Origin of the sequence: Aporhodopirellula aestuarii, assembly GCF_023701485.1 — a bacterium.
GTDB lineage: Bacteria > Planctomycetota > Planctomycetia > Pirellulales > Pirellulaceae > Rhodopirellula > Rhodopirellula aestuarii.
The window spans coordinates 110,965-135,617 of the sequence record NZ_JAMQBK010000043.1; the positions used below are offsets into that span (position 1 = coordinate 110,965).

The window sequence follows — 24,653 nt, forward strand, 5'->3', positions numbered from 1 at the left end:
CGTCACACTAAGGTCCAGCCGCTTATGTCTTCGATGTCTCCGCAGCCCGATGAACCAGATCTCGATAACGACGAGACGGATGACTATCCTGATACTCACGACGAAGCCTCCTTTGACGACATCATCACTGCACCATCGGCGAACCGGGTAACCAACCGCGTCGATAAAGATCAGATCGCGCAATTTGTCACGACGATCAAAAACGCCGAACAACAGGTCGGCGAAAACATCATCATGGCGCTGCAACACGAAGACACGGTCGCGGTGCTAACCACCATCGCGATGGGACCTGACGGCAACCAGCGGGTGATCTCCGCGGCTCTGAACCCGCGTCGCATGAAACTCGTCCAAGAAATCTTGCAGGACGCTGAGCAAGAACGCGAAGACGAGCAACCCTGTTTCGGTTTTCACTGTCTCGTCAAACCGAAAAACCCTGATCCATCAGGGTAATTCGCGAATGCGAAGTTTGCGAAACTGTATCGGCGAGCCTTCGCTTTCCAAACAAAGATAGCCCTCCGCCGGTTCGACTCCCGTGCCACCGGACACTTCTTCGCCGTTGACCCACAACCGCACCTCACCATTGATCGCACGGACGTAATACTGATTCCATTCCCCGTGACCATTCGCTAAATGCTTGCGCGGAAAGCTGCGGCTGCCATCGGGGGAGAGTGGCGGAAATGGCGTCATCTTCACCCGTACAGGAAAGACGTCACCGTTGGTTCCAAACCAAGACGTGTCTTTGCCGCGCGAACGAACCATATCGGTGTATCCGTGATCGAGAATTTGTACTTCGATGCCATCCGGCAAACCTGGTTTGCCAGCCTGGGTCAGCTTCTCGATTGATTCGGGAGTGGTCCAAACAAAACATCCCGAATTGCCCGCTGGTTTCTCGTGCATCCATTCGACCACGAGTTCAAAATTCTTGACTTGCTTGGCCGTTCGCAGCACGCTGACCGGCTTTCCAGTGCAGTGCAACACACCGTCGACCCAGTTCCACGTGTCTTCGGCACTGTTGACATGCACGAAGTCTTCTTCGGTGAGTGAACGCCAACCTGGTTGAGTGTCGTCCATCACCGCTCGCACTTCTTCGGTGGAGGCGGAATCGGATACGTTGTCGTTCGACGGCGTTGCCTTCATCCAACCATTGATTTGCATCCACGCGCGACACGCGTCCGGCCAACTATCGACGGGGCGATCGCCGCGATACATTCCGAAACCGTGGCCGCCGCGATCATAAACGTGCAGTTCACCGGGGACGCCGTGCCTTTGCATCGCGGAGTAATAGCGAAGGCTATTTTCAACCGGTACCGCTTTGTCGTCACCGGCATGCACGAGGAACGTCGGGCAGGTCGTCTTGTCAACTTGCTCGTCACGTGACATTTCACGGACGAGTTCTTCGCTGGGTGATTTACCTAACAGGTTGTTCCTCGAGCCTGAATGCGTGACACCGTCGGCCATCGAAATGACCGGGTAGACGAGAACTGCGTAGTTGATGTCAGCTTCAGCGTCAGTTGCCACGGTGGCGGCGAGGTGACCGCCCGCGGAAAAACCGAGGATGCCCATTCGATTTGGGTCGAGGTTCCATTCAGCAGCATGATCTCGCATGATCGCAATCGCACGCCGTGCATCCGTTAGTGGCACGGGATGCTGGTTCGCCCCGCCGCTACAACGGTACTTCAGCACGCCCGCGGTGACACCATTTTGGGCCATCCATTGCGCAACCGCATGTCCTTCCTTCTCAATCGACAACCCTCCGTATCCGCCGCCGGGACAAATAACAATCCCCGTCCCTGTATTGGATTCCGCCGCAGGGCGATAAACGGCCAAGTTCGGACGATTGATTTTGGTAATCCATCCGTTCGCTACCGGTCGTGCTTCAAAAATTTCCGTGCTGTCGGCTTCGGTGTTTCCAAGTTCATCGTCGGTCCACAGCGAAAACGTTTCGAACGCTGGTGAGGCTTTCACGGCGTCTTCGGCGCCAACCGACACCATACCGAAAGCACTGAATAACAAGGAACAACCGAGGCAGACGCCGCGAGTAAGATCGTGGATGAGCATCGTTTTCGTGGGGAGAGAGGAAGGGAGAGAGGTGGGGCTGGTATCATAGTGCCTGCAAAACCGTGCGTCCAATAATGCTGGCGGTGCCGGAGTGTGAGTCCCAGTGAAAACAGCTGGCTGTTTGGGAGTCAGTCGCGATGGGGGATTGGTGCGATCCCCAATGAAGTATCTGACTATTTAGATACCGCTGTGTCGGTTCGACGCCAAACCGGCCGGGTGTTCGCGGTAATTTCTTTGTCCGCGGCGATCATTCGTGCCTTCAGTCTCTCAGCAATCTCGGGTTCGGTTGCGTAACGGTTGTTCTCTTCGCTGATGTCCTCAGCGAGATTGAACAACAAGTGCTCAACCGTTGTGGTTGTTTTGCCATCTTTGTTTTTGGTCTTCGGCTTTGCGAGCAACTTCCAGTCGCCCACCCGGATGCCTTCCAGTGTTCCTCGCGAGGAATAGAATACGAGTTCGTTGCGTGGCGACTCATCGCTCGTGAATGTGCTCGAGATATCAAACCCGTCGATGGTTGTCCCTTTCGGAAGCGAAGTATTCGTGAGGGCTGCGATCGTGGGCAACAGATCCATTGTTGAGGTAAACGCGTCAGTCGTGGTTCCGGCGGGGATTCGGCCTGGTCCCCACATCACGCACGGCACCCGCTGGCCACCTTCAAACGTCGTGCCTTTGCCATCCCGCAACACGCCCGCGGTCCCGCCGTGGTTTTTAAAACGTAACCAAGGCCCGTTATCGCTGGTGTAGATCACAACGGTGTTTTCCGACAGTCCGAGTTCTCGAACCGTGTCCATCAAACGTCCCACCTCCGCATCAATATGTTCGATCACGCATTTGTATGCGTTTTGGGGATCTGGATCGTAAGCATCCGCTGGCACATACAGCGGAATGTGCGGCATCGAGTGTGGCAGGTATAGAAAGAATGGCTGATCCTGATTCGAGGTCACGAATTCGATGGCACGGTCCGTGTATCGCCGCGTGATCGTTCGTTGGTCGACGGGCAGCTCAATGATCGTTTCGTTTTCGATCAGTGGAGTCTGCCACAGCGTTACGCAAGATTCTTGGTCCGCCCAAAGTTCGTCGGAAGCCATCCGCGGTTTGTTTTGGTTCGCCGGATGGTTCATGTCGTTGGAATACGGAATGCCGTAGTAAGAATCAAAGCCGTTGGCCCTCGGCAGCGTCTCAGGATGGTGGCCCAAATGCCATTTCCCGACGCAAGCCGTCGCGTAGCCGAGTGATTTCAAATGGTCGGCGATTGTGTGTTCGGTTGCATTGAGTCCGTAATCACTTTTGGGGAATAGCACATGTTGATGCATGCCGATTCGTTTCGGATAGGAACCGGTTAGCAACGCGGCACGCGATGGTGAGCAAACCGAACACGCGGTGTAAAAACTCGTGTACGTGTGTCCCTCTGCAGCCATTCGATCAATGTTCGGAGTCGCGATTGTCGTCGAACCGAAGCATCCCAAATCGCCATATCCCTGGTCGTCGGTGAAGATGATGATCACGTTCGGGCGATCAGCAGATTCAGTTGCCGCTTTGGTCGTGCGCTGTGACGCGAAACTGCCAAACAACATGATAAAGAACACGGCAACCGCAGGGAGACGTCGTTGCGAAACGCAATCGACCGTGCAGGCTTGGTGCGAGTCAGGACTGGACGTGAACAATTTCGGGGGCCGGCAAAACATGGGATGATCCTGCAATAGTAGTCGAATGGCTGAGCATTATCGGCGAGGCTACAAGCGGCGTGGTCGGTTTGCACGTCAATCATTCCCACACTCGCTGCAGCCCCCGACAGCATAAACGGCCCAGCGTCGGCCTGCACCCTTGTTGTCTCAATCGGAACGTTTTATCGAGGTCGCTCATCTCGGAAGCATCGGCCACGTCCTTGCCAGTCGCCGGCTACCTTGCCTTCCGCCCCGATAGTGCTCGTTCGCCACGATCCCGGTGCGTACGTCACCGCAAGTCCGATTCATCACTTGCAGTCGCTTTGTGTGGTTTTATTTGGGGGAGGTGTTTGCCAGGTATTCTGCCAGCGTCTTTAGGTGTTTTACCGCGATGGACATTTCGATACTTGGTCCGGACACTTTGCTGTATCGCAATTCGTTTTCGCTCAGCCATGCACCGCGATTGTCTAGTTGATCGATGATGGTTTGAACCACTTTCACACTCGGTGGTCGGCTCGCTCGACCTCGCTCGGCCAACTGTTTTGCCGTCAGTTGCGAGACTCGCTCGTATTGTTTGCGAAGCTTGCCGACTTGGCTTGGGAGTTTGAATCCGTAGTGCGTCGGCACGTCGCTGTCGTCGTACGTCAGTTTGTAATCCGTAGTGAAATACAGCGGACGATTTGTTTGAAGCTCATAGAATCGTGCAACTTGACCGTCAGGAAGTTCGCAGCTTTCGAGGTAGTCGAGGGCACGCGGGATGGTCGCGAGGTATTTTGGGTTACCCGTCTCGCGATACACCATCATCAGCGTCTCGATGACGCCAAAAGATTCGGAAGTTGTGATCGCGGGTGGTTCGAACTTGCGTGCCCAGATTGGTTGCATTTGCGAGTTGTATTGTTGCGCCCAAGCTGGTTGGGGATTGGGCATTTGAGCGGCCAAGAGTGAATCCGCCAATTTGATCGCCGAGGCGTGGTAGGTGTCGTCTCCATAGGCCTGATGTGCCAACAATAGCAACTTCATGACATCGCGTGCCAAGTGATCGTTCAGTGTGTAGCGATACCAGTACTCGTTATGTCCGGGATATTCTCTCGGCCAATCACTGGGGTAGTTGGCTCGTAAGAAAGGTGTATCGAGATCTTGGCTGCGTCGGTCGGTCCAGACTTGCGGAAAGCCTCCGCCAGAAAATTGTCCGCGGCGGATCAATTTGTCGAGTCCGTAGAGCGCCATTTCGTGAATCGTAGGGTCGCCGAATTCGAGTGACCGATCCAACTCGATCAAGAACCGGAGTGCGGATTGTGTTTTGTCGTCATCGAGGCTGGATTGGTCTTTCGCCTTGTTGGAAAGCTTGTCGATACGATAGGCCCAGCGACGACGACGATCGGGCTCGAACTCGACCATCGCTTGCCAACCGCCCGATCGCATTTGACCGCGGCGGAGTGATTCGGCTGCTTTGCGAGCGGCGACGAGGAATTGTTGATCCCCGGTCGCTTGATAGAGTTTGACGAAGGCTTCGCCGACCGACGGTGTCCCGGGCGGTTGGACCCAAATGGTTTCCGTATTAACGACGCCCTCGCCCTCGCGAGTTTTGAGATCCGCAGAGTAGGCCCATAAGTACCCGCCTTCGGTGCTGACATGGTCGACCAAAAAGGATGTTGCTTTCTTGGCCGCTGCCAACGCATCGTCGCGAAGGTCTGCCTGAGCAGGGGCTGATATTGCGACACCGAGCGAGGCCCAGATCACGAATCGAATCAAGATTGGTTGACTCATGGAACCCTCAGGAGGAAGTTGGCAATTCACGGGTTTGCCAAGTTTAACTGACAACCGCTGCTCCGTGTCGATTCTCAAGTCTTCTAGTTGGGGCCACCCACAGAATTTGCCCATGGCTAGTTGGGGCCACCCATAGAAATTGCCCGTGATGTGGACATTGCTAAGATTGAATGGTCTTCCAATCACGCGCAGAGGTCGTCATGTCACGTACTCCTCGTTGTCGAGTTGCAGATCCTGACTGTGTTCAGGTCTTTCATGCCGTTCAGAGATGCGTCCGCAGGGCGTTTTTGTGTGGGAAAGACCATTTCACGGGTCGTTCGTACGAGCACCGCCGGCAGTGGATTCGCAGTCGACTGGAATTTTTGGCGAGTGTTTTTGGTATCGATTGCTTGACGTACGCGGTGCTTGGAAATCACCTTCACGTTGTTCTGAGAACGAGGCCAGATGTGGTCGCCACCTGGAGCGACGAGGAGGTTGCGCGGCGATGGTTGAGGTTGTTCCCGCACCGCAAGAAGAATGATGGGACTCCCGAGGAACCCACCCAACCGGAAATCGACATGATCGTCAATCAGCCCGCGGTGCTGGCTGAGCGGAGGCGGCGACTCAGCGATGTGAGTTGGTGGATGAGATGCACCGCCGAAAACATCGCGCGTCGGGCAAACCGGGAGGATTCGTGCACCGGACGATTTTGGGAGGGGCGTTTTCGGCTTCAAGTTTTGCTCGATGAAGCCAGTTTGCTTGCCTGTGCTGCCTATGTCGATCTCAATCCGATCCGTGCGGCGCTTGCGGAAACGCCGGAATCCAGTGATTACACCGGAGCGAAGGATCGGATCGATGACCTGTCGGAGCGTGTGGACCGGACGCGTCCGAGCACTCATGACTGGGAGCGGAGTCGGCGTCGTCGCAAAAGCGGATGGATGAGTCCGATCGAGATAGACGAGAAAAACGATCCTGTTGGACCTTGTGTAGAGAGTTCGGGGCGTCGAGCCAGCAGGAAGGGGTTTCTCGCGATTTCGATGTCTCGTTATTTGGAATTGCTCGACTGGACGGGCCGTCAGTTGCAGCGTGACAAAGTCGGGAAGATCCCTTCGCACCTGGTACCGGTTTTGAGTCGTCTCGGGCTAGATGCTCCGAGTTGGTGTGACGTTGTCAGCAAGTTTGGACGAGTCTTCAAGCGTGCAGCGGGTACACCCGAGAGTCTCGCACGGGAAGCGGTCCGTTGTGGGCAGAACTGGTTGTGCGCGAAAGAGAATCCGCTCGGACTCTCATCCATCTAACGCGGTCAAGCTTCCCAAGTTAATCGCAAGCGAAAGCGTTCGTCGCTGCGCCGCAGGGCAGCGAACTCTTCATTCGACGCTGCCAAAGGTCTCGCTGTCGTGATATTTGAACGCATTCGTGGAGCATTTGAAGCGGTTAAGGAAATGTCAACACACGCATAGAGTCGGGAATTTGGGTGGCCCCGAATTACACCGGTATTGAGTCGTCTCGGGCTAGATGCTCCGAGTTGGTGTGACGTTGTCAGCAAGTTTGGACGAGTCTTCAAGCGTGCAGCGGGTACACCCGAGAGTCTCGCACAAGAAGCGGTCCGCTGTGGGCAGAATTGGTTATGCGCGAAAGAGAATCCGCTCGGCCTCTCATCCATCTAACGCGGTCACGCTTTCCCAAGATAATCGCAAGCGAAAGCGTTCGTCGCTGCGCGGCAAGGCAGCGAACTCTTCATTCGGCGCTGCCGGAGGTCTCACTGTCGTGATATTTGAACGTATTCGCATGCGTGGAGCATTTGAAGCGGTTAAGGAATGGTCAACACACGCATAGAGTCAGAAATTTGGGTGCCCCTAATTAGACGAAGTCTGAAATATGGGTGGCCCCAATTTGGAGACCCCTCGGCCCTCGCGCCGACGCGACGGCTATTAGCGCCACTCGGCGGACACATAGTCCCTGGTGGTTGGGCCTGTGTATACCTGACGAGGACGATAGATGCGGCTGCCCCCGTCACGCACTTCCTTCCAATGCGCCATCCAGCCAGGCAGCCGACCGATGGCAAACATGACCGTGTACATGTTCAGTGGAATCCCGATCGCGCGTAGCAGGATGCCGGAGTAGAAGTCGACATTGGGATACAAGTTACGGCTTACGAAAAAGTCGTCGGTGAGTGCAGCCTCTTCGAGCTCCCTCGCGATATCAAGCAATGGATCAGTGCGGCCCATGTTTCCCAACATTTTCGCCGCATGCTGGCGGAGGATCGCCGCACGCGGATCGTAGTTCTTGTAGACGCCGTGACCAAAGCCGTAGAGTTTTTCTTCTCTTTGCTTCACGCGTTCAATCAACGATTTGACACTTGTTCCCGAATCATGAATTCGCTGCAGCTGCTCCATCACGGCAACATTCGCACCGCCGTGTAACGGTCCCCACAACGCGCAGACGCCGGCGGCACACGAAGCAAACAGGCTTGCACCCGAAGACGCGACCATGCGGACAGTGGCGGTCGAGCAATTCTGCTCATGGTCGGCGTGTAAGATTAAGAATAGCGTCAATGCCCGCACCGCATCTTGCAGCGGCTCATGCCGCCGCGTCGGTGTGGAGAACATCAAGTGGAGGAAATTCCGGCAATAGCTAAGTTCCGGTTCAGGATAAATCAACGGTTGGCCAATCGAGGTCTTGTAAGCATAGGCAGCCACAGTCCTGATTTTGGACATCAGACGGGCGGCCGACAACTCAAACGAGGCCTCATCCTCTTTCTCCATAACATCGCTGTTGTAGCACGAAAGAGTATTGATCATCGATGACAGAATCGCCATCGGATGGCCGTGGGGCGGATACCCAAGAAACGAGTTCCGCATCCCTTCGTGAATCATATCGTGTTCAGACAGCAACTCACGGAACCGAGCCAGATGGTCGCTTGAAGGCAAATCACCATAGAACAACAACAAAGCCGTTTCGACGAAGCTTGACGATTCCGCCAATTGCTCGATCGGAATCCCTCGATACCGCAAGATACCTTTCTCGCCGTCGATAAACGTGATTCCAGAACGCACCGACCCTGTGTTTCGATAACCCTCGTCTAACGTGATCATCCCCGTCTGCTCACGTAAACTTGAGATGTCGATTGCCAGCTCATTTTCACTGCCAACCACTAACGGCAGCTCGACGCTACGGTCACCTAGGTTTAATTGCGGATTGGTCTTCGATTCGACGGTCGTACTCATCTATGTGTGCTCCAGTGTTACGCTGCATCCAAAGCACAATCCGAGCAAACCGTGTACCGGGGCCGGGTTCGCACGCGGCTTGATAAGATCGCACGCAGAGTGTTCACAATTCCTGAGAATGTGTTCCCAATACGCACACTTCTCGTCGCTTTACCAAGGGGTGCTGCGAGAATTGATGCCGCAAATACCACGGTAGTGCTCGAAAACTTAGCACGTATTGTCTATCAAGCAGGCACCGCTTCTATCCGAGGCACCGGTTCGTGAGTAATCCTGCGGGGCGCTACGCACGATGTCGTACGGAGAATCGTCAAAGCGTTACCGCTTCCCCATCTTACGAATCCCTGCAATGTCAATCGGACCGGTTGCTTGAGACCAGGTCGATTGAGCAAGTGGCAAAAAGCGTGGTAGGCTACTACGGCGAAATTGCTTGGAAATGCAGTCATCAATAGCATGTTGTATGCTGTTAATTCGCTAGCGAGACAACCGCTCACGTCAATGGACTAATCGGCATGAAAGAAATTACTCTCCGAGTTGTTGTGCTGGGATTGTTGCTTTCGGTGATCATGGGCGCCGCGAACGTATACGTGGGATTGAAGGCTGGCATGACCGTTTCGGCATCGATCCCGGCGGCGGTGATGGCGATGTTAATGTTCCGGCTGTTATTTCGTGACTCCAGCATCCTGGAAGCGAACCAAGTTCAGACTTGTGCGTCTGCAGGAGAGTCGCTCGCCGCCGGTATTATCTTTACGATGCCGGCATTGATCATGATCGGGTATTGGCAGGATTTCGACTTTTGGGTGGTCACGTTCATTGCCTTATCGGGAGGATTGCTGGGCATCCTGTTCATGATTCCGATGCGTCGCGTGTTTGTGGTCGATAACAAAGATCTGGCGTATCCAGAGGGTGTCGCGTGTGCTGCCGTTTTGGAGACCGGTTCGAGTGAGAACGCTGACAAAGGTGCGGCGACGGGCCTGATCATTGGTGGAGTCGTCGGTGGGCTTGTTAAGGTCGCGGGCGGCTTTTTGGGGATGCTGCTCGATACACTCGAAACGGCTCGCACATTCGGTGGTCGCATTTTCTATTTCGGTGGCGACCTCTCGCCGATGCTTGTGGCGGTCGGGTTCATTGTCCGTTTGAATGTCGCGGTGTTAATTTTCATTGGCGGCGCCTTGGGCTGGCTAATCGGGATTCCGCTGTATGGCAACGCGGATCTCACGATGGATCCTGTCGAGGGAGCCTACAAGATCTGGAGCAGCCAGATTCGCTATGTCGGTGTTGGCGCGATGGTGATGGGTGGAATCAGTTCGTTATTCTCCGTACGGGCGGGTTTGATGTCTGCGATCAGACATCTTCGCGGCGGCGTTGACGGTTCAAGCGAGGATGACTCACCGACAGCTCGCGACATTCCGACGCGCGTTGTCGTGGTGCTCGGGATCCTTTGCGTTGCGATCCTTGCATGGATCAATTTCATGTTCACGGGCGGAATCGGTATCACGTTACTGTCAACGGTTGTGATGGTGTTGATGGGATTCTTCTTCACTGCAGTAGCGAGTTACATCGTCGGTTTGGTCGGAAACTCGAACAGTCCCGTGTCGGGAATGACAATTACTGCGGTGCTTGTTTCCGGAGGCATGCTATGGCTGTTTAACTATTCCGGAATGGAAGCGATGGTGGCGACGCTCGGTGTGGCGGCGGTGGTCTGCTGTATTGCGTGTACCGCGGGAGACGTTTGCAACGACCTCAAGACGGGGGCGATCGTTGGGGCAGCGCCCTTTCGTCAGCAAATGATGCAGATTGCTGGCGTTTTCGTGGCATCGATTGTGATGGCTCCCGTGCTGACATTGTTGCATGAGAACACGCCGGGAGGCATTGGTGGAGAGAAACTATCGGCGCCGCAAGCGAGCCTGTTCGCAAGCCTGGCACGCGGTTTCTCAGGCAACGGCGAACTTCCTTGGGGAATGATTGCGATGGGGGCCGGCCTGGGGATCGTGATTCTGTTGATCGACGCAAGGTTGCGAGCAGTTGGTTCGAAACACCGCGCTCATTTGATGCCGATTGCTGTGGGAATGTACCTGCCGTTTGGGTTGTCGACTCCGATCCTGATTGGCGGTTTGATCGCGCACCTGCATTCGCGACGCATTCCCCAGCAAGAGCATGATCGTGTGCTCCATCGAGGCATCTTATTCTCGTCGGGCATCATTGCCGGAGAAGCCTTGACGGCGGTTGGCATCGCCGGATTGGCCGCTGCTGGTGTAGCGAGCTTGGAACTCGGGCTGTCGGCTGAAACCAAGACCTGGTTATCGATCTTGGCTTGCGTCGCGATCATTTCGGTTTTCATCGCGATGGTAAAACCTCGCAACAAAGCGATTTAGCTTCAGACGATGTCGCTACGGTTTTCGAGCTTGTGGCGGTGTTCCGCTTTGGTTTGAAAACCGAACACACTGCCGTGACTCGCCTCTCGCCAATTCGTGATCGGCTACGTGCAAGCTCGGTGCAAGCATTTCAGGGGATTATGAAGAACCGTTCCTTGTCCCCTTTACGCGGTGCCTTCATACACGGTCGGTGTAACCAAAACACTCCGTCGCGGACCTGTTTTCGTAACCTGGGTTCAATATTGCGAAATGGTCGGTTGAAACAAGTGAAGGGTGTGTCACGCCGCAGGCATGACTCAGTTGCAGTAACTCCTTACGAAGCGAAACGATGTAATTTGCGAATCGTCCCGCTTTGTGGGTTGGGTCCAGCCCCTTCAATAGCCACCGATTTTGTGTCGCAACACCGGTTGGGCAATGACCGGTGTGACAGCGTTGCGCTTGGATGCAACCCAAGGCCATCATCGCTTCTCGTCCCACGTTGACCATGTCACATCCCAAGGCAAATGCCAGCAGCGCGTTCTCTGGAAACCCCAGCTTTCCTGCGCCGATGAAGATGATTTTCTGATCCAAATCGGCGTCCCTGAAGATTCGATGAACTTTGCTGAAAGCGAGTTTAAAGGGGAGAGCCACGTGATCGGAAAAGACGAGTGGCGCCGCTCCGGTTCCACCTTCACCACCGTCGATCGTGATGAAGTCGACACTCCGCCCCGACTGATTGATCTGGTCGGCCAAGTCATTCCAGAAATTGATTTGCCCAACAGCTGATTTGATGCCGACGGGTAAACCGCTCTTGTCCGCAAGTTGTTCGACAAAATCCAGCATGCTGTCGACGTTTCGAAATTCAGTGTGTGATGCGGGACTGACGCAGTCCTTACCCATCGGAATTCCTCTGATTTTAGAAATTTCTGGAGTGATTTTGGCGGCTGGCAGCAATCCGCCTCGACCAGGTTTGGCACCCTGGCTTAACTTAATTTCGATGGCGCGTACGGGGTTCGCCGCGATCACATCAAGAAAGCGATTCATGTCAAATCGCCCTGCGGCATTTCGGCAGCCAAAATAACCGGTTCCGATTTGCAAGATCAGTTCTCCACCATGCTGATGATGCGGTGAAACACCTCCTTCACCGGTGTTATGCAAGCATCCGGCGATTCCCGCGCCACGATTGAGCGCCTCGATCGCGGTACGACTCAGCGATCCGTAACTCATCGCGGATATGTTGACCACTGACTCTGGAACAAAACGATGGCGTCGTTGGCGATAGGCACCTAATTCCTTGGCACACGCAATCTTATACTGCGGATCGTAGTGTTCATCTCCGGTTCCCGGTGCATTGATCGGAAAGGCCGCATGACGAATGATCAGATAACCCGACGAAGATTCCAGATCATTGTCGGTTCCAAACCCGAAGTAGTTGTTCTCCTTCTTCGACGATGCGTAGACCCACCGCCGTTCATCACGACTGAAGGGACGCTCTTCATCGTTGCCCGTGACAATGTATTGCCGTAGTTCGGGGCCGACCGCTTCGAGCCAATATCGGAAATGCCCGATGATCGGAAAGTTATGCAGGATCGCGTGTTTGGATTGCAGCAGATCAAAGGTAATCCAGATGACCAGACCGATCACGGTAATCACGCTGATCATTTCGAGCCAATACATGTTGAACTCTTCTCGTTGATGGAGTTACCTGGATACGATGACAATTCGTGATCGCATCGGTTCATAAAACGATTCTAGTCTTTATGAACTTGGTTCGGTTTACTTGGCATCGATTTTCGCTTCGTTTTGAACGCTCTGGGAGAAAAATCTTGTCCACTGCGATCCGCCAACTTCGATTGCGACGCGATACTGCAGAGCAACCGACCAAGCGGTGCCTGCCCACATGTCGGATACCGTCCTCGGGCAGTTGAGATCAGGAAGCATTCATTCGAGTTTCTTCGAATCCGCGATCATTCTTTCGGAAATCAGTCAAACACGGATGAGGTGTCTATTCCGTGCCGACTTCGAGATGGATCGATCTCAATCAAGAGAACCGTCGTCGTTCAAAAGTGCAGTTGCAGCATCCACCGACTTGAGATTTTTCACACGAGCGGCTTTCGTGGATGGTTCCAGACGATTAATGAACTGCCGGGGATTACGAGTTCCATATGCGCAAATGCGGTACCGAGCTCGTGGCGTGCGTTTAGTTGAGGCCGAGCCACTGATCAGGCTCGGTATTGGCGGCGAACTGCTAGTGGAAGCCTGCAGCGGTTTGTTGGTTTGGTCGGTTGCTGGAAAACGACGGTGAGACAGGGACCGATTGATGCTTGGGCCAGTGAGACTTGACGGTATCCCCGTCCCCAAAGAAAGTCTGACGAAGCACGACACGACCTTGGGGTGTGAGCCATTTGACACTGTGCAAATGGTCTCACTTGTGACAAACAGTCGCAGCAAACTCCGCACTGGGGTCGCGGAATGGAGTCGATCCGAAAATCGATATCAAGTGCGGCGCCAAACGATTTCCGACGAGGAGGCAATGTGTTTGTTGGTATCACAGTCGACCCATTTGGCTAAAGGCGGCGGACTTTGGTAGGCCTCGTGTGGTATCGCTTGAAGAACACGTAGTCGCATTTTCAAGATGACGAAGGCTCTCGATACGTGGCGCGTACTCCAGAACGTGGACAACGGTCTGGCGGATGTAGACGCTAGACGAGTTTTTCTGGCACGTGGATTGCCTTGGTTATCGACGGAGGGGCAGTGAGGAGCAATAACCATGTTTTCGCGTCGACAGTTTTTTGGTCTTGGCGGCATCGGTATGCTGACGCTTTCGGCGGGGTGCCAACCTGATGCATTTCAGCGGTCTGTTTTTGCAGATGACATATCGACGAGGTCGGTTCCAGACCGAGTCCGGTTCAAGTCGCTGAAGGATCATCTGCTGGGGTATCCGATTAACATGAACACGCCATCGGATGGCTTCTTTCGATGGCGTGAACAGCTCGCAGAAGAGGGAGTGGATACGTTTGCATTTAACAATGTGGGCAATCCCTTCAAAGCGAGTCCCATCCCCTTTAACACACACGATTACGAACGCGATACGATCCTCGCATTTGGAAATTTATTCGAATTCCCTGCCGACGATCTTTGGGGCTTTCTTTCTCATAGCGGTACGGACAGCAACATGCATGGCATGTACATGGGAAGAACGATCCTGCGCGGCCGGACAGGATTGCTTCCCAAGACGTACTTCACTCGGGAAGCTCACTATTCGGTGCAAATTTTGCGGGATTTGTTAGGTCTCGAGACGGTCATGGTTGACACTCTGGCCGACGGCGGAATGAATCCAGATGACCTGGCAAGCAAGCTAGCTGACAACTCGAATTCGCCGGCGTTGGTGGTGGCGACCGTAGGAACCACTTTCAAGGGCGCGATCGACAACATCGACGAAATTCAAAAGGAGTTGGCCCACCACGAAAGCTATGTTCATGTCGATGCCGCGTTGTTCGGCGGATACCTGCCGTTCACGAATCATTCAGCCGAAGTCTCTTGCCAGTCCGGTGACGACTCGGTTTCTAAACGGTACGACTCGATCGCTGTGTCGTGTCACAAGTTCTTTGGTTTTCCGTCGCCTGCGGGTCTGTTTATCACTCGGCAAAGCATTTACGACGAGTTCAACGAACTCTTCAGCCGGATTCACAACCCTGAATACATTCACCATGTGCCGGGGACAATTATCTGTTCTCGAGATGCGGTCAAACCAGCGGAGTTCTACTACTTCACGACGCCCCAGGCACTGACCCGGCAGCGAGACGACGCTAGGCTGATGCTTGACAACGCAGCTTACTTTTTTGATCAACTCAATACTCATTTCCCGCAACTCGGCGCGACGCGGGCCAACGAGCTATCCAACACGATTTACTTCCGCAGCCCCGGTGAGACGATCATCAAAAAGTACTCGCTGGCAACGATGCACCTTGATGTCGATGATCAATCAGAAGAATATGCCCATGTCGTGGTAATGCCACACGTCAGCCGCAATGTCCTGGCGAAGTTTCTGTCCGACCTCGAAGGGCTGCATGAGTGATCTGGTCCGACTTGCCATGGTGAATTGCGCCAGAATTTCTCATTGACACCGCAGTTTTGGCGAGTCCCACTGCGAAGGCTATTGCAAGTTCTCTATCAACGTGGCTGCTGACTTGTTTAGAGCGTGCTTGATCAATATTGGTCAGATGTTTGCGTCGTTTGTTCGAATTTTCTCGTCAGCGTTTTGGGATGGAGCTGCAGCTGATCGCCACGGAAGTTTAGCATTAGCACTTCTCTCGTCATGGCGATTCAGGAACGACCTTCTCGGAGGGGCTAGTTCCTCGGACAGCATCGAATTCGGCTTGAAGTTCCGTCAATTGCTGCATTGCGGTCTGTACTTTTTCGATCACCTCTGCATTCGGATTCGAGACCGTTCCTATCTCGGACTGCAGGCCCCGCAGTTCATCGCGGATTTGCTTGATCTGTTCGATGATCTCTGCTTCACGCTGCAGAACTTCCGGCGTGATGACGACGTTGGATGCCATGTCGGGTGACGTAGTCGTTGTTGACTCGATCAGCGTCGGTTTGGCGTCCCGAATCGGTTGCACGAATTCGGTTTTGGATTCGAACGAAGCGTCGCGATATTGTGGTTCTGGCTGTGGCATGGCGTCCGCCGCGAGCTGCAACAGAAACGGCGTCCCTGCACCCAAGGTCAGCACGGCAAAGATGGTTCCCACAATCGTTCCGGCTTTTCCGCATTCGTAGGCGGACTTGGTTTTCATCAGCTCACGGGCTTCGGCATTCACCGGAATCTCGTGAGCGTCGATCCACTTGAGCAACCCGTCGGCGCCGTAGAGGCCGTCGCCGGTAAAGCAGAATGTCGTCCCGTCATTGATCGCGAGTTGGAAACCAGGGTCCGAGCGTTCGAGAAGAATCGCGGACGACGTTGCGCGCCAATTAAAGATGGAGATGATCCAGGCGGCGTAGCGCAGCCAGGTTGGCATCTTCCACGTGAAGGGATCGATGGATTCAATCTCGGTTGCCAGAAAGTGTTGCGGGGACTTCCCCCATGTTCCCACCGAAATGCCATCGTTGTCCCAGGTAACTCGGCGTGTCTGGTACCACGTCGTGATTACGAAGATGCTAGCGAAGAGACCCGCCATGGCCCACATGAAAAACGTCAGTGGCCACCAATCCGAGCTGAGCGGGCCGCCTGCGGTGTCGCTGGTGATCAGGAACGGCAATCCGAAGAAAGCTCCCGAACCAAAGGCTGCTAAAAAGTCGGGTAGCCATCCGGCAGCACGGGCTTGATAGAACATGCCTGTTTCGGGAGTCGGACGCCGCGGAACAAGGATGTAAAACAAAAGCCCGCTCAACAGCAGCGAGGCTCCAAGTGTGCGGTAGGGATACACGATGTGCGTCAACGCCCCATCCCTTATGCATGATGGGCCGCAGATCGAAACGCTGAGATACTGCGGACGTGCAGTCGATCGAACGGGCTTGATACGAACGTATGTCTGCAAGTAACCCTGCGGCCACGTTGCTGCGAGTTGCTTCAGTGGCCGGGCGGACGATGGAAGGTACACGTAATCTTCGTGGTACTTTTGCCCCCGTCGTTGTGCCCACGCCTTCGAGGGGGCGCGATCCTGGACGGTTGCTGCGATATCATTCCACAGCCCTTCCCATTGGGAACCCGACACATCAATCAACCTTCCCTCCGTCTCCTCGGCAATGAATTCGTCGATCGTTCCTCGCGTATTGCTGGCTAAATCGACATCTTCGACCATCTCGGGGCCAAGATACTGTCCCATCATGCCGGTGATTTGCTGAGACTGCTGCTGGCGATCGTAGACCTCGCGATTCCAATCGATCGGTTCAATCTGATACAGACCGCTATCAACGGTCAGGCACAAAGCGATGCCGCCGTACAAGCAAACCGCCGCAACAATTCGTCTCAAGACTTCTCGCACAGAACTGTTCTCCGAGATCTGCCCTTCCACGGTTCCAAGAATGTTTAGGTTGGCCACATCCTCATGTGTTCTCCCGCGACGACGAGTCGCTCTCCACGAATTCAAGTAAGAGCAGATCGTGGACCGATCAGCGGTCTTGTCGTTTCTCGGCGAGCGGCGAGCTTTCGCCCAGCGAGGGCCCCAACGTTCTGGGGCAATGTTTTGGAGACGTCGTCCGCATGCCTGCTCATTTCGCTACCGTCAATGAACAGTCGGTATCCGTGATCCAGGTCTGAGAACACGTGGGGCATTTAAATCTCCGTCCACGCAGTTCCGGCACGCAGGCCCAATGCCGTTCACTCTCGCACTAACCGCGTGGTGTTTCTAGCGGAGCGGCGCGAGCCGCGCGGTAAATTCGAACGTCTTATTCGCAAAATCGTGGCGGCGTGAGCCGCGCCGCTACCAACGTCGATGGCATTGAACGCAAGTCGACACGACGCGGGAGACTTGCTTTACACTTAAATTGAGAGTTGGTTTTCCTCGACCGGTGGAAATAGGCAGGTGTCTCGTAGGTGCCAGCCGAGATGCTTTGGCCGACGTGTCGCGCGACGATCTCGAAATGTCGAGTACCGCGTGTACGTAGGTAACGCTTTCTGTTTTCAATAAGGTTCACCAGGGCGGAGCGGTCGCGGTCAAACTTCCTGAGAACACTTTAAATCGGAGGTGTAAAAAATGATCGCCAAATGGGGTGAATACGTGAGACGGCATGGCATGTGTGTCTTGGTTTCGTTGCTATCCAGTTGTGTGCATGCCGATCCGCCTGAGTCTCCGACAACTGATAGTGGGCGTATCTCAGTAGAGGATTTTGAGTATCGAGGGGCATTCCGACTTCCGCACGTCGCGGGAGGTGATTCGAACTGGGAATATAGCGGCTACGCGATGACTTATTGGCCAGAAGGAGACCCGTCTGGCGACGACGACGGTTATCCTGGGTCTCTGTTTATCGTCGGGCACGACCATCATCAAATGATCGCCGAAGTCAGCATTCCCAAGCCGGTGATTTCTGATGCCAAACAGGTCAACGTTCTCCCCGCTGCAGCCATGCTGCAGCCGTTTACGGACATTCTGAGCGGGCAAGCCAGCGAGCTTGAGATCCCACGAATGGGAATTGAATTTTTGCCTAGTTCCGATTCGGCCAGCTCCGGTGCATTGCACTGGTGTATCGGACAGCACTTCGAATTTGACCGCCGGCCAACACACGGGATCAAAGGTGTGCAACTGAGTCAAGCGGATGCTCGGGGCTGTTGGTTCCTCGACGGGTATTCGGCCTATGTGCTCAACGATTATCTGTTTGAAATACCAGACTCTTGGTCACAAAAAAATCTCCCGGGATTTCGGTTGGCGACGGGAAGATTTCGCGATGGACAGTGGGGCGGATTTGGGCCCGCGTTGGTAGCGTATCAACCTCCCGATTTGGCCGACGCGCCGGCGGCGAATGAAACGATCACGAATTGCAAGCCGCTGCTGCTGTACGGCCAACCTCAACCGGGCGTTGCCGAATTAGCTGTTCATCCGGATCACAAAATGAATCAGTTTAGTGAGTCCGACGAATGGTCGGGCGGCGCGTGGCTGACCGCCGAGAATCGTTCCGCGATGATGTTGATTGGCACCAAAGCGATCGGAAAAACGTGGTACGGGTTTAGCAATGGCGTGGTGTACCCGATCAGTGGCGACCCCAATGAACCGGTTCCCGACGTGCCCGACTTTCCTCACGATCAGCGTGGTTGGTGGTCCGAATCAATCCGCGCACAAGCGATCCTTTTCGATCCTGAAGATTTGGCCAAGGTCGCGCGAGGCGAGTGGAAAACCTGGCAACCGCAACCCTACCAAACACTCGATCTGACGAAGTACTTGTTCGAGTCCACGTTTGAACACGAACGTCAAAAGCGGTATTTGCTCGGCGCGGCTGCGTTCGACCGCCAGCGCGGAGTTTTATACGTCGTCGAACGCCGTGTGAAAGTTGATGATGAGCGAAGCGTTGTGCATGTGTTCAAAATCAATTAGCCCGAAGAGCCAATCGCGGAGCGCAAACTGCAACGCATCGTTTGAAGCACCGATGGAATCCGGATGCGACGTGCCTTCGAAGAGATTGTTCGTCGTGCATACCGCGAGATATTGACGCAGGCGAAGATTTTGGGAGGGGCGTTTTCTGTTGCAAGTTTGACCCGCGGTGACCAGAGTATATGGCCGCCGGAAGCTGGAACGCATTCTCAGTGGTGCGTGTTGATCGACTCTCCTGGATGTGAATGACAGCTTTGCGAAAGGGCATCTCCAGATTATTTCGATCCGCGAAACGCGGGGCGACATGTTGCCTGAGTAGAACCGTGATTGACCCCCGAGCTTCCGGGATCTGATAGGATACCGAGTCGATTTCCCCATGCGGACGACGGTAAATCGGTCGACATTCGAACCACTCGCTCGAGTCCGCATCGCATTCCCGCCCCATTTCCCACCTACCAGAAAACCATCATGAAACGATTGCTGTTAATCTTTGCTCTCTTGGTGATCTTTCCCGACGTTTGTCGGGCGGAGCTCTCCCTCCCGAATTTCTTTAGTGACCACATGGTGCTTCAGCGTGAACGATCCGCGGCGATTTGGGGCACGGCCAGCCCTGGCAGTGAGGTCACCGTGTCATTCAAAGACGAGACTGCCCGCGTGAAAGCAGACGCGGACGGGCACTGGCGTGTCGGGGTCGATACGGGGGCTGCCGACTCGAACGGCGCGACACTTGAAGTGGCTGCGGGCGGCGAACGCATCTCGATCAACGACGTGCTGGTCGGAGAAGTCTGGTTGGCCTCTGGACAGTCGAACATGGTGTTTACGATGGACCGTGTTCCCGCTTACAAAGAGACGATCGCCGAGTCGGACTATCCACTGATTCGCATGTTCAATGCTCCCACGGTAACCGCAACGGAACCTCAAGACGACATCGACGGCGAATGGACCCTGTGTTCTCCGGAAACGGTGCCCGGCTATTCGGCGGTCGCCTATTTCTTCGCGCGAAAACTGCACATGGAACTAGGGATTCCGATCGGAGTCATTAAGACTGCGTGGGGCGGCAAGCCGGTGGAAACGTTTACAAGCCGCGAAGCACTCAACACGTTGCCTGGCACCAAAGCGATGGTCGACGCTCTGCTCGAAGCCGATGCTGGCTATGATCCCGCCAAGGCAGAAGTGGCGTACCAGGCCCGACTGGATCAATGGGAAGCTGCACGAGCCGAATGGATGAAGAAACCTTCTGACCAACGAGGACGGCTAGCGAGAAAGCCGACACGGCCGAAGCGTCCGCTCGACACTGAAGGGAAGCCCGGCGTGTTATTTGATTCGATGATCCATCCGTTTGTCGGTTACACGATGCGGGGGGCGATCTGGTATCAGGGCGAAGCCAACGCCAAGCCAGGTGCGGTTGCCTACGACCAAACGCTGCCATTGATGATCCGTGATTGGCGTCAGCGGTGGGACGACGACTTCTCTTTCTACTTCGTTCAGTTGGCCAACTTTCGGGCACCATCGACCGAGCCGGGTACGCCTGATGCCTGGGCGTTGCTGCAGGACCGCATGCGCCGGATCCTCGATACCACGCCGAAGACCGGCATGGCTGTTATCAACGACGTCGGCGAGGCCAATGACATTCATCCCAAAAATAAAAAGGATCCGGGCGAGCGTCTTGCACTATGGGCACTGGCCAAGGACTACGGCCGAGACATCGTCTATTCAGGACCACTGTTTGAATCGAGTCGGGTCGAAGAGGGGCGTATTCGCGTGAGTTTTCGTCAGACGGGTGACGGCTTGAAATCACGTGACGGAAAACCGCTCCAGCGTTTCGAAATCGCGGGCGAAGATCGGGTCTGGCACTGGGCCGATGCAACGATCGAAGGAAGTGAAGTTGTAGTCAGTAGCACGGATGTGAAGAGGCCGGTCGCAGTCCGCTACGCTTGGGCGGCGAATCCATCGGGAGCCAACTTGGTCAACAGCTTGGGGCTTCCCGCGTCCGTCTTTCGCACCGACGACTGGGACGATGTTGAAGTCGCAGCCGATTCCTCCGCGAGCAAGGCTCAGACCCGACGCCGGAGCCTTGCCGCCGAGATCAAGGCCCTCAACGCGCGAATCGCCAAGCTGGATCGTCAGAGCGCCGAATTCAGCGAACTGCAGAGTAAACGCCAAGAACTGCTCTCCGAGCTGAGAGGAACCGCCCCGACAGCAGGCAAAGCCAAGTAGTCGTTCCCGTATTCGGTTGCGAACCAACCCGGCGATGTCGCTACGTTCACTCGTTTCGAAGCCGCCGGGATTGGTCGTCTACGTTCTCGTTTGGTGCCACCATCGTCGTCCACCTTTCGCGAAGTTCAACGCTTGCTTCCGAGGACGCGGCGTCGGCTCTCACAAAATCGACCGTCCCGTTTCGGACGCGGTATTGTCATGATCGGAGCCGCAAAGGTGGAACCGTGGGCCGGTGATGGTGGCAGTTGCCGTGTCAGAATCCGGTTTTCCACGACCGCTGATCGTGGCAGAAATCAGCGATCCATGCGGTGAAAAATGAAACGCTCACGTGAGTTGATGGTTGGCGAGTGGTCCGTCTCGACGAATTTTAGAAGGTATCTTTGTGTCTGTGAGTCCCGGTCCGCTAGTGGGCCGCCTCAGGGAGTGCCGTCGGTTGTGCGGCAGGCAAATAGAGCGTCATCGCCGCGGCAGCCAAGACCAATGCGGTCGAAGTCCAGAGGCATCCCGGCAATCCGCTGACGAGGAACATCACCCCAGACAGGAGCGTTCCCAAAAGCCGACCGCAGGCGTTTGCCATGTAGTAGAAACCAACGTTCAGCGCGACGTTGTCTGAATCGGTGTAGGCGAGGATCAGATAGGAATGGACGGACGAATTGACCGCAAACACAAAACCAAAAAACGCGAGTCCGATGAGGATGCTTGTGCTTGGATAGAAGTCAAACTGAATGGCGAGCGTCAGTAGCAGTGAAACCAAGAACAGGGCGAATCCCCATGTCTGTGCGGCGCGAGCACCACCGGCGGATCCACCTTCGCGATTAGCGAACCGGGGTGCAGTCGCCTGGACGATCCCATAGCCGATCACCCAAGCGGCGAGGAAGCCGCCGATCCCGGCGAAGCTCCAGCCGAGTTGCGATGCCAGGAACACGGGAAGACCAACAACGAACCAAACGTCTCTTGACCCGAAGAGGAAAAACCGAGCGAACGAGAGAATGTTGATTTCGCGGCTCTTGGAAAACAGTTCTTTGAACTTGACCTTTGATTTTGCTTTCCCCAAGTCGGTTTTTAACATGGTGGCCGACAAGACGAGTACCACCGCGAGTGCGGCGGCCATCGCCCATAGCGATGGGGCGAAACCGAGCCAACCGAGTAGGACCCCGCCGAGCAGGAAGCCGAAGCCTTTTAGTGCATTCTTGCTGCCCGTTAGGATGGCGACCCATTTGAACAATCGCGACTGGTCCTCCGGTGCATCGCGGTCCTCCACCAGCAGTTTGACGGCGCTCTTCGAGCTCATCTTTGTCAGATCTTTGGCGACGCCGGAAATCGCCTGACTGGTCATGACGTAGGCCACGGAAATCCAGGCGATCCAGTTGGGCTGGATGAACGATAGCATGGTCAATGCTCCGATCTGCAATGCCAAGCCTGCAAACAGCGTCATCCGAAGGCCATAGCGAGACGCAATCCAACCACCAAACAGGTTGGTCACGATGCCACAGAATTCGTAGAGTAAAAACAGGAACGCAAGATTAACTGGGGAATAACCCAGTTCGTGAAAGTGCAGCAGCACGAGCATCCGCAAGGCGCCATCGGTCAGGGTGAATCCCCAGTAGGCGGCGGTGACGAGTCCGTAGCTTTTCTTGTCCACTTGAGTCTCGTTGCGTTACGCCGATACGCGGCTTGGTAAAGTGACGGCGACCTTTTTGACCAATTCCATCATGCGGTTGGCGTAGCCGACTTCGTTGTCGTACCAAACCAGGATCTTCACCAGCGTGTCATCAATCATCATGGTCGATGGACCGTCTACGATCCCGGAACGCGTGTCGTTGACGAAGTCCGCTGAGACGAGTGGTTTGGACTCAAACCCCAAGATGCCTTTGAGCGTGCTTTCCGACGATTCCCGAAGCAGTCGATTCACCTCGTCGGCGGTCGATGGCCGTTGCAGTTCAAACACGCAGTCGGTCAAGGATGCGTTTAGTAGCGGCACGCGAACCGCCAAGCCGTTGAGCTTTCCTTTCAGCTCGGGGTAGATCATCGTGATCGCCTTCGCCGAACCCGTCGTGGTGGGGATCAACGAGTTTAACGCTGAACGAGCCCGACGCAGGTCGGCGTGAGGCGCGTCGACGATGACTTGCGTGTTGGTGACATTGTGAAGCGTGGTGATCACTCCGTGTTGGATGCCAATCTGCTCGTGAACCACCTTCACAACCGGAGCGAGACAATTCGTGGTGCAGGATGCCGCGGTAAGCAGATGATGCTCATCTGGATTGTAAAGGTCGTCATTGCATCCCATGACGACATTCAGCGCGTCGTCTTTCACTGGAGCGGCAACGACGACCTTTTGCACGCCTTGCTCGAAGTAGGGATTCAATGACTCGGGTGTGCGGAATTTTCCCGAACTTTCGACCACAATGTCCACGCCCATGTCCCGCCACGGAACTTCGCCGGGAGTGCTGTAGCTGGAAAATCCGACGCGTTTGTCCGCCACACGGATGGCATCATCGGATACGTCCATGTCGTCACCCCAGCGTCCGTGAACGGTATCGAACTGAAGCAAGTGAGCCGCTGTCGCCGGTCCGCCTTTGACCTCGTTGATGTGGACAATCTCAAACTCGGGCCAATCCCAGGCGGCCCGAAAACCGAGCCGACCCATTCGTCCGAACCCGTTAATTCCGACTCGAATACTCATTTCTTTAGGGCCTTTCGCGAAGGTTGTCGTTGTTTGGTTTCTTTTTTTGCTGGCTTGTCACAGCACGCCGGAACGCAAAGCTCCGGTCGGCCTTGGCAGCAGTCCTCGGTGAGGAATCCCATCAGGCAGCTGACGCCCTTGACGTTGATTGCGTAGATCACTGACCGTCCCTCCTTGCGTGATTCGACGAGCCCCGCATGTGACAATTCCTTGAGATGGAACGAGAGCGTTGCAGGAGGAATGCTCACTTTCTCGGCAATCATCCCAGCCGGTAGCCCCTCCGCACCGAGCTTGGAGAGCAGCCGAAATACTTCCAGCCTCGATTCTTGAGCCAACGCCGCGAGTGCGGTGACCGCTTCATTTGTTTTCATGTTTCCAAAAGTATCGAAATGTTTGTCGCTGTCAATGGAGACTCGAAACATTCACATTTGAGCTGGGAGCTGGGAGCTGGGAGCTGGGAGCTGGGAGCTGGGAGCTGGGAGGAGACCTCGCTCTGCTTGGTCCGGCCAGCTAGCCCGGAGATTGCACGCGATTCGTAGGCCGTATCGCATAAACCATTGCCAAGCCGGAGCTACGGTCGCAAATCGATTGATTTTGAAAATAACAGAATGTATTTCCAGCAAATCAGGTTTATGCGGATACGGCAAGGTTTTTCGCGACCTCGGTCCGGCCTACGCAAT

Annotated in this window: 16 protein-coding genes; 6 read left to right on the forward strand and 10 right to left on the reverse strand. The window is 55.0% G+C overall.

Annotation, left to right across the window (positions count from 1 at the left end; genetic code table 11):
* Positions 1–24 precede the first annotated feature (24 nt).
* Positions 25–450, forward strand: a complete 426-nt coding sequence (locus NB063_RS16905; protein WP_250929926.1) for a hypothetical protein — start codon at positions 25–27, stop codon at positions 448–450.
* Here the strand turns inward: NB063_RS16905 and NB063_RS16910 are convergent.
* The 3 genes from NB063_RS16910 to NB063_RS16920 form a co-directional block, all read right to left on the reverse strand.
* Complete coding sequence (locus tag NB063_RS16910) at positions 442–2,058, reverse strand: family 16 glycoside hydrolase (protein ID WP_250929927.1); 1,617 nt, start codon at positions 2,056–2,058, stop codon at positions 442–444. The genes NB063_RS16905 and NB063_RS16910 overlap by 9 nt on opposite strands.
* Positions 2,059–2,231: 173 nt before the next feature.
* Positions 2,232–3,632: a sulfatase family protein gene (locus NB063_RS16915; protein ID WP_250929941.1), complete on the reverse strand. Its 1,401-nt coding sequence runs from the start codon at positions 3,630–3,632 to the stop codon at positions 2,232–2,234.
* A 423-nt stretch (positions 3,633–4,055) separates the two neighbouring features.
* Positions 4,056–5,489 carry a pectate lyase gene (locus NB063_RS16920; protein ID WP_250929928.1) on the reverse strand — a complete coding sequence of 478 codons (1,434 nt, stop codon included), beginning with the start codon at positions 5,487–5,489 and terminating at the stop codon, positions 4,056–4,058.
* A 446-nt stretch (positions 5,490–5,935) separates the two neighbouring features.
* Here NB063_RS16920 and NB063_RS16925 point away from each other — a divergent pair, with 446 nt between their 5' ends.
* Positions 5,936–6,766: a hypothetical protein gene (locus NB063_RS16925; RefSeq protein ID WP_250929929.1), complete on the forward strand. Its 831-nt coding sequence runs from the start codon at positions 5,936–5,938 to the stop codon at positions 6,764–6,766.
* A gap of 633 nt (positions 6,767–7,399) precedes the next feature.
* Here NB063_RS16925 and NB063_RS16930 read toward each other — a convergent pair.
* Positions 7,400–8,695 (reverse strand): citrate synthase, encoded by a 1,296-nt coding sequence (locus NB063_RS16930; protein ID WP_250929930.1) that lies wholly within the window; start codon positions 8,693–8,695, stop codon positions 7,400–7,402.
* A gap of 509 nt (positions 8,696–9,204) precedes the next feature.
* Here NB063_RS16930 and NB063_RS16935 point away from each other — a divergent pair.
* Entirely contained in the window at positions 9,205–11,067 is a 1,863-nt protein-coding gene (locus tag NB063_RS16935; RefSeq protein WP_250929931.1) for an OPT family oligopeptide transporter, read from the forward strand.
* Between the two features lie 177 nt (positions 11,068–11,244).
* Here NB063_RS16935 and NB063_RS16940 read toward each other — a convergent pair whose 3' ends face one another.
* The gene (locus NB063_RS16940; protein WP_250929932.1) at positions 11,245–12,723 is read right to left on the reverse strand and encodes an FMN-binding glutamate synthase family protein; all 1,479 of its coding nucleotides are present in this window, start codon (positions 12,721–12,723) and stop codon (positions 11,245–11,247) included.
* Positions 12,724–12,822: 99 nt separating this feature from the next.
* Positions 12,823–12,987: a hypothetical protein gene (locus tag NB063_RS16945; protein ID WP_250929933.1), complete on the reverse strand. Its 165-nt coding sequence runs from the start codon at positions 12,985–12,987 to the stop codon at positions 12,823–12,825.
* 829 nt (positions 12,988–13,816) lie between these two features.
* Between NB063_RS16945 and NB063_RS16950 the strand changes: the two genes are divergently transcribed.
* Positions 13,817–15,124 (forward strand): pyridoxal-dependent decarboxylase, encoded by a 1,308-nt coding sequence (locus tag NB063_RS16950; protein ID WP_250929934.1) that lies wholly within the window; start codon positions 13,817–13,819, stop codon positions 15,122–15,124.
* A 238-nt stretch (positions 15,125–15,362) separates the two neighbouring features.
* Here the strand turns inward: NB063_RS16950 and NB063_RS16955 are convergent, their stop codons facing one another.
* A complete protein-coding gene (locus NB063_RS16955) occupies positions 15,363–17,033 on the reverse strand; it encodes a hypothetical protein (RefSeq protein ID WP_250929935.1) in 1,671 nt (556 codons plus the stop codon).
* Positions 17,034–17,744: 711 nt separating this feature from the next.
* On the opposite strand from NB063_RS16955, the gene NB063_RS16960 reads away from it, so the two are divergent.
* Both NB063_RS16960 and NB063_RS16965 read left to right on the forward strand, forming a co-directional pair.
* Positions 17,745–19,076: a hypothetical protein gene (locus NB063_RS16960; protein ID WP_250929936.1), complete on the forward strand. Its 1,332-nt coding sequence runs from the start codon at positions 17,745–17,747 to the stop codon at positions 19,074–19,076.
* 465 nt (positions 19,077–19,541) lie between these two features.
* A complete protein-coding gene (locus NB063_RS16965) occupies positions 19,542–21,290 on the forward strand; it encodes a sialate O-acetylesterase (protein WP_250929937.1) in 1,749 nt (582 codons plus the stop codon).
* Positions 21,291–21,693: 403 nt separating this feature from the next.
* On the opposite strand, the gene arsJ is transcribed toward NB063_RS16965, so the two are convergent.
* Genes arsJ through NB063_RS16980 form a run of 3 tightly spaced genes read right to left on the reverse strand, consistent with a single transcriptional unit; the run spans position 21,694 to position 24,344 of the window.
* The gene (gene arsJ, locus NB063_RS16970; RefSeq protein WP_250929938.1) at positions 21,694–22,932 is read right to left on the reverse strand and encodes an organoarsenical effux MFS transporter ArsJ; all 1,239 of its coding nucleotides are present in this window, start codon (positions 22,930–22,932) and stop codon (positions 21,694–21,696) included.
* 15 nt (positions 22,933–22,947) lie between these two features.
* Entirely contained in the window at positions 22,948–23,973 is a 1,026-nt protein-coding gene (locus NB063_RS16975) for an ArsJ-associated glyceraldehyde-3-phosphate dehydrogenase (protein ID WP_250929939.1), read from the reverse strand.
* On the reverse strand, positions 23,970–24,344 hold the full coding sequence (locus NB063_RS16980) for an ArsR/SmtB family transcription factor (protein ID WP_250929940.1): 375 nt from the start codon (positions 24,342–24,344) through the stop codon (positions 23,970–23,972). Before NB063_RS16980 ends, NB063_RS16975 begins: the two co-directional genes overlap by 4 nt.
* Positions 24,345–24,653: the final 309 nt, after the last annotated feature.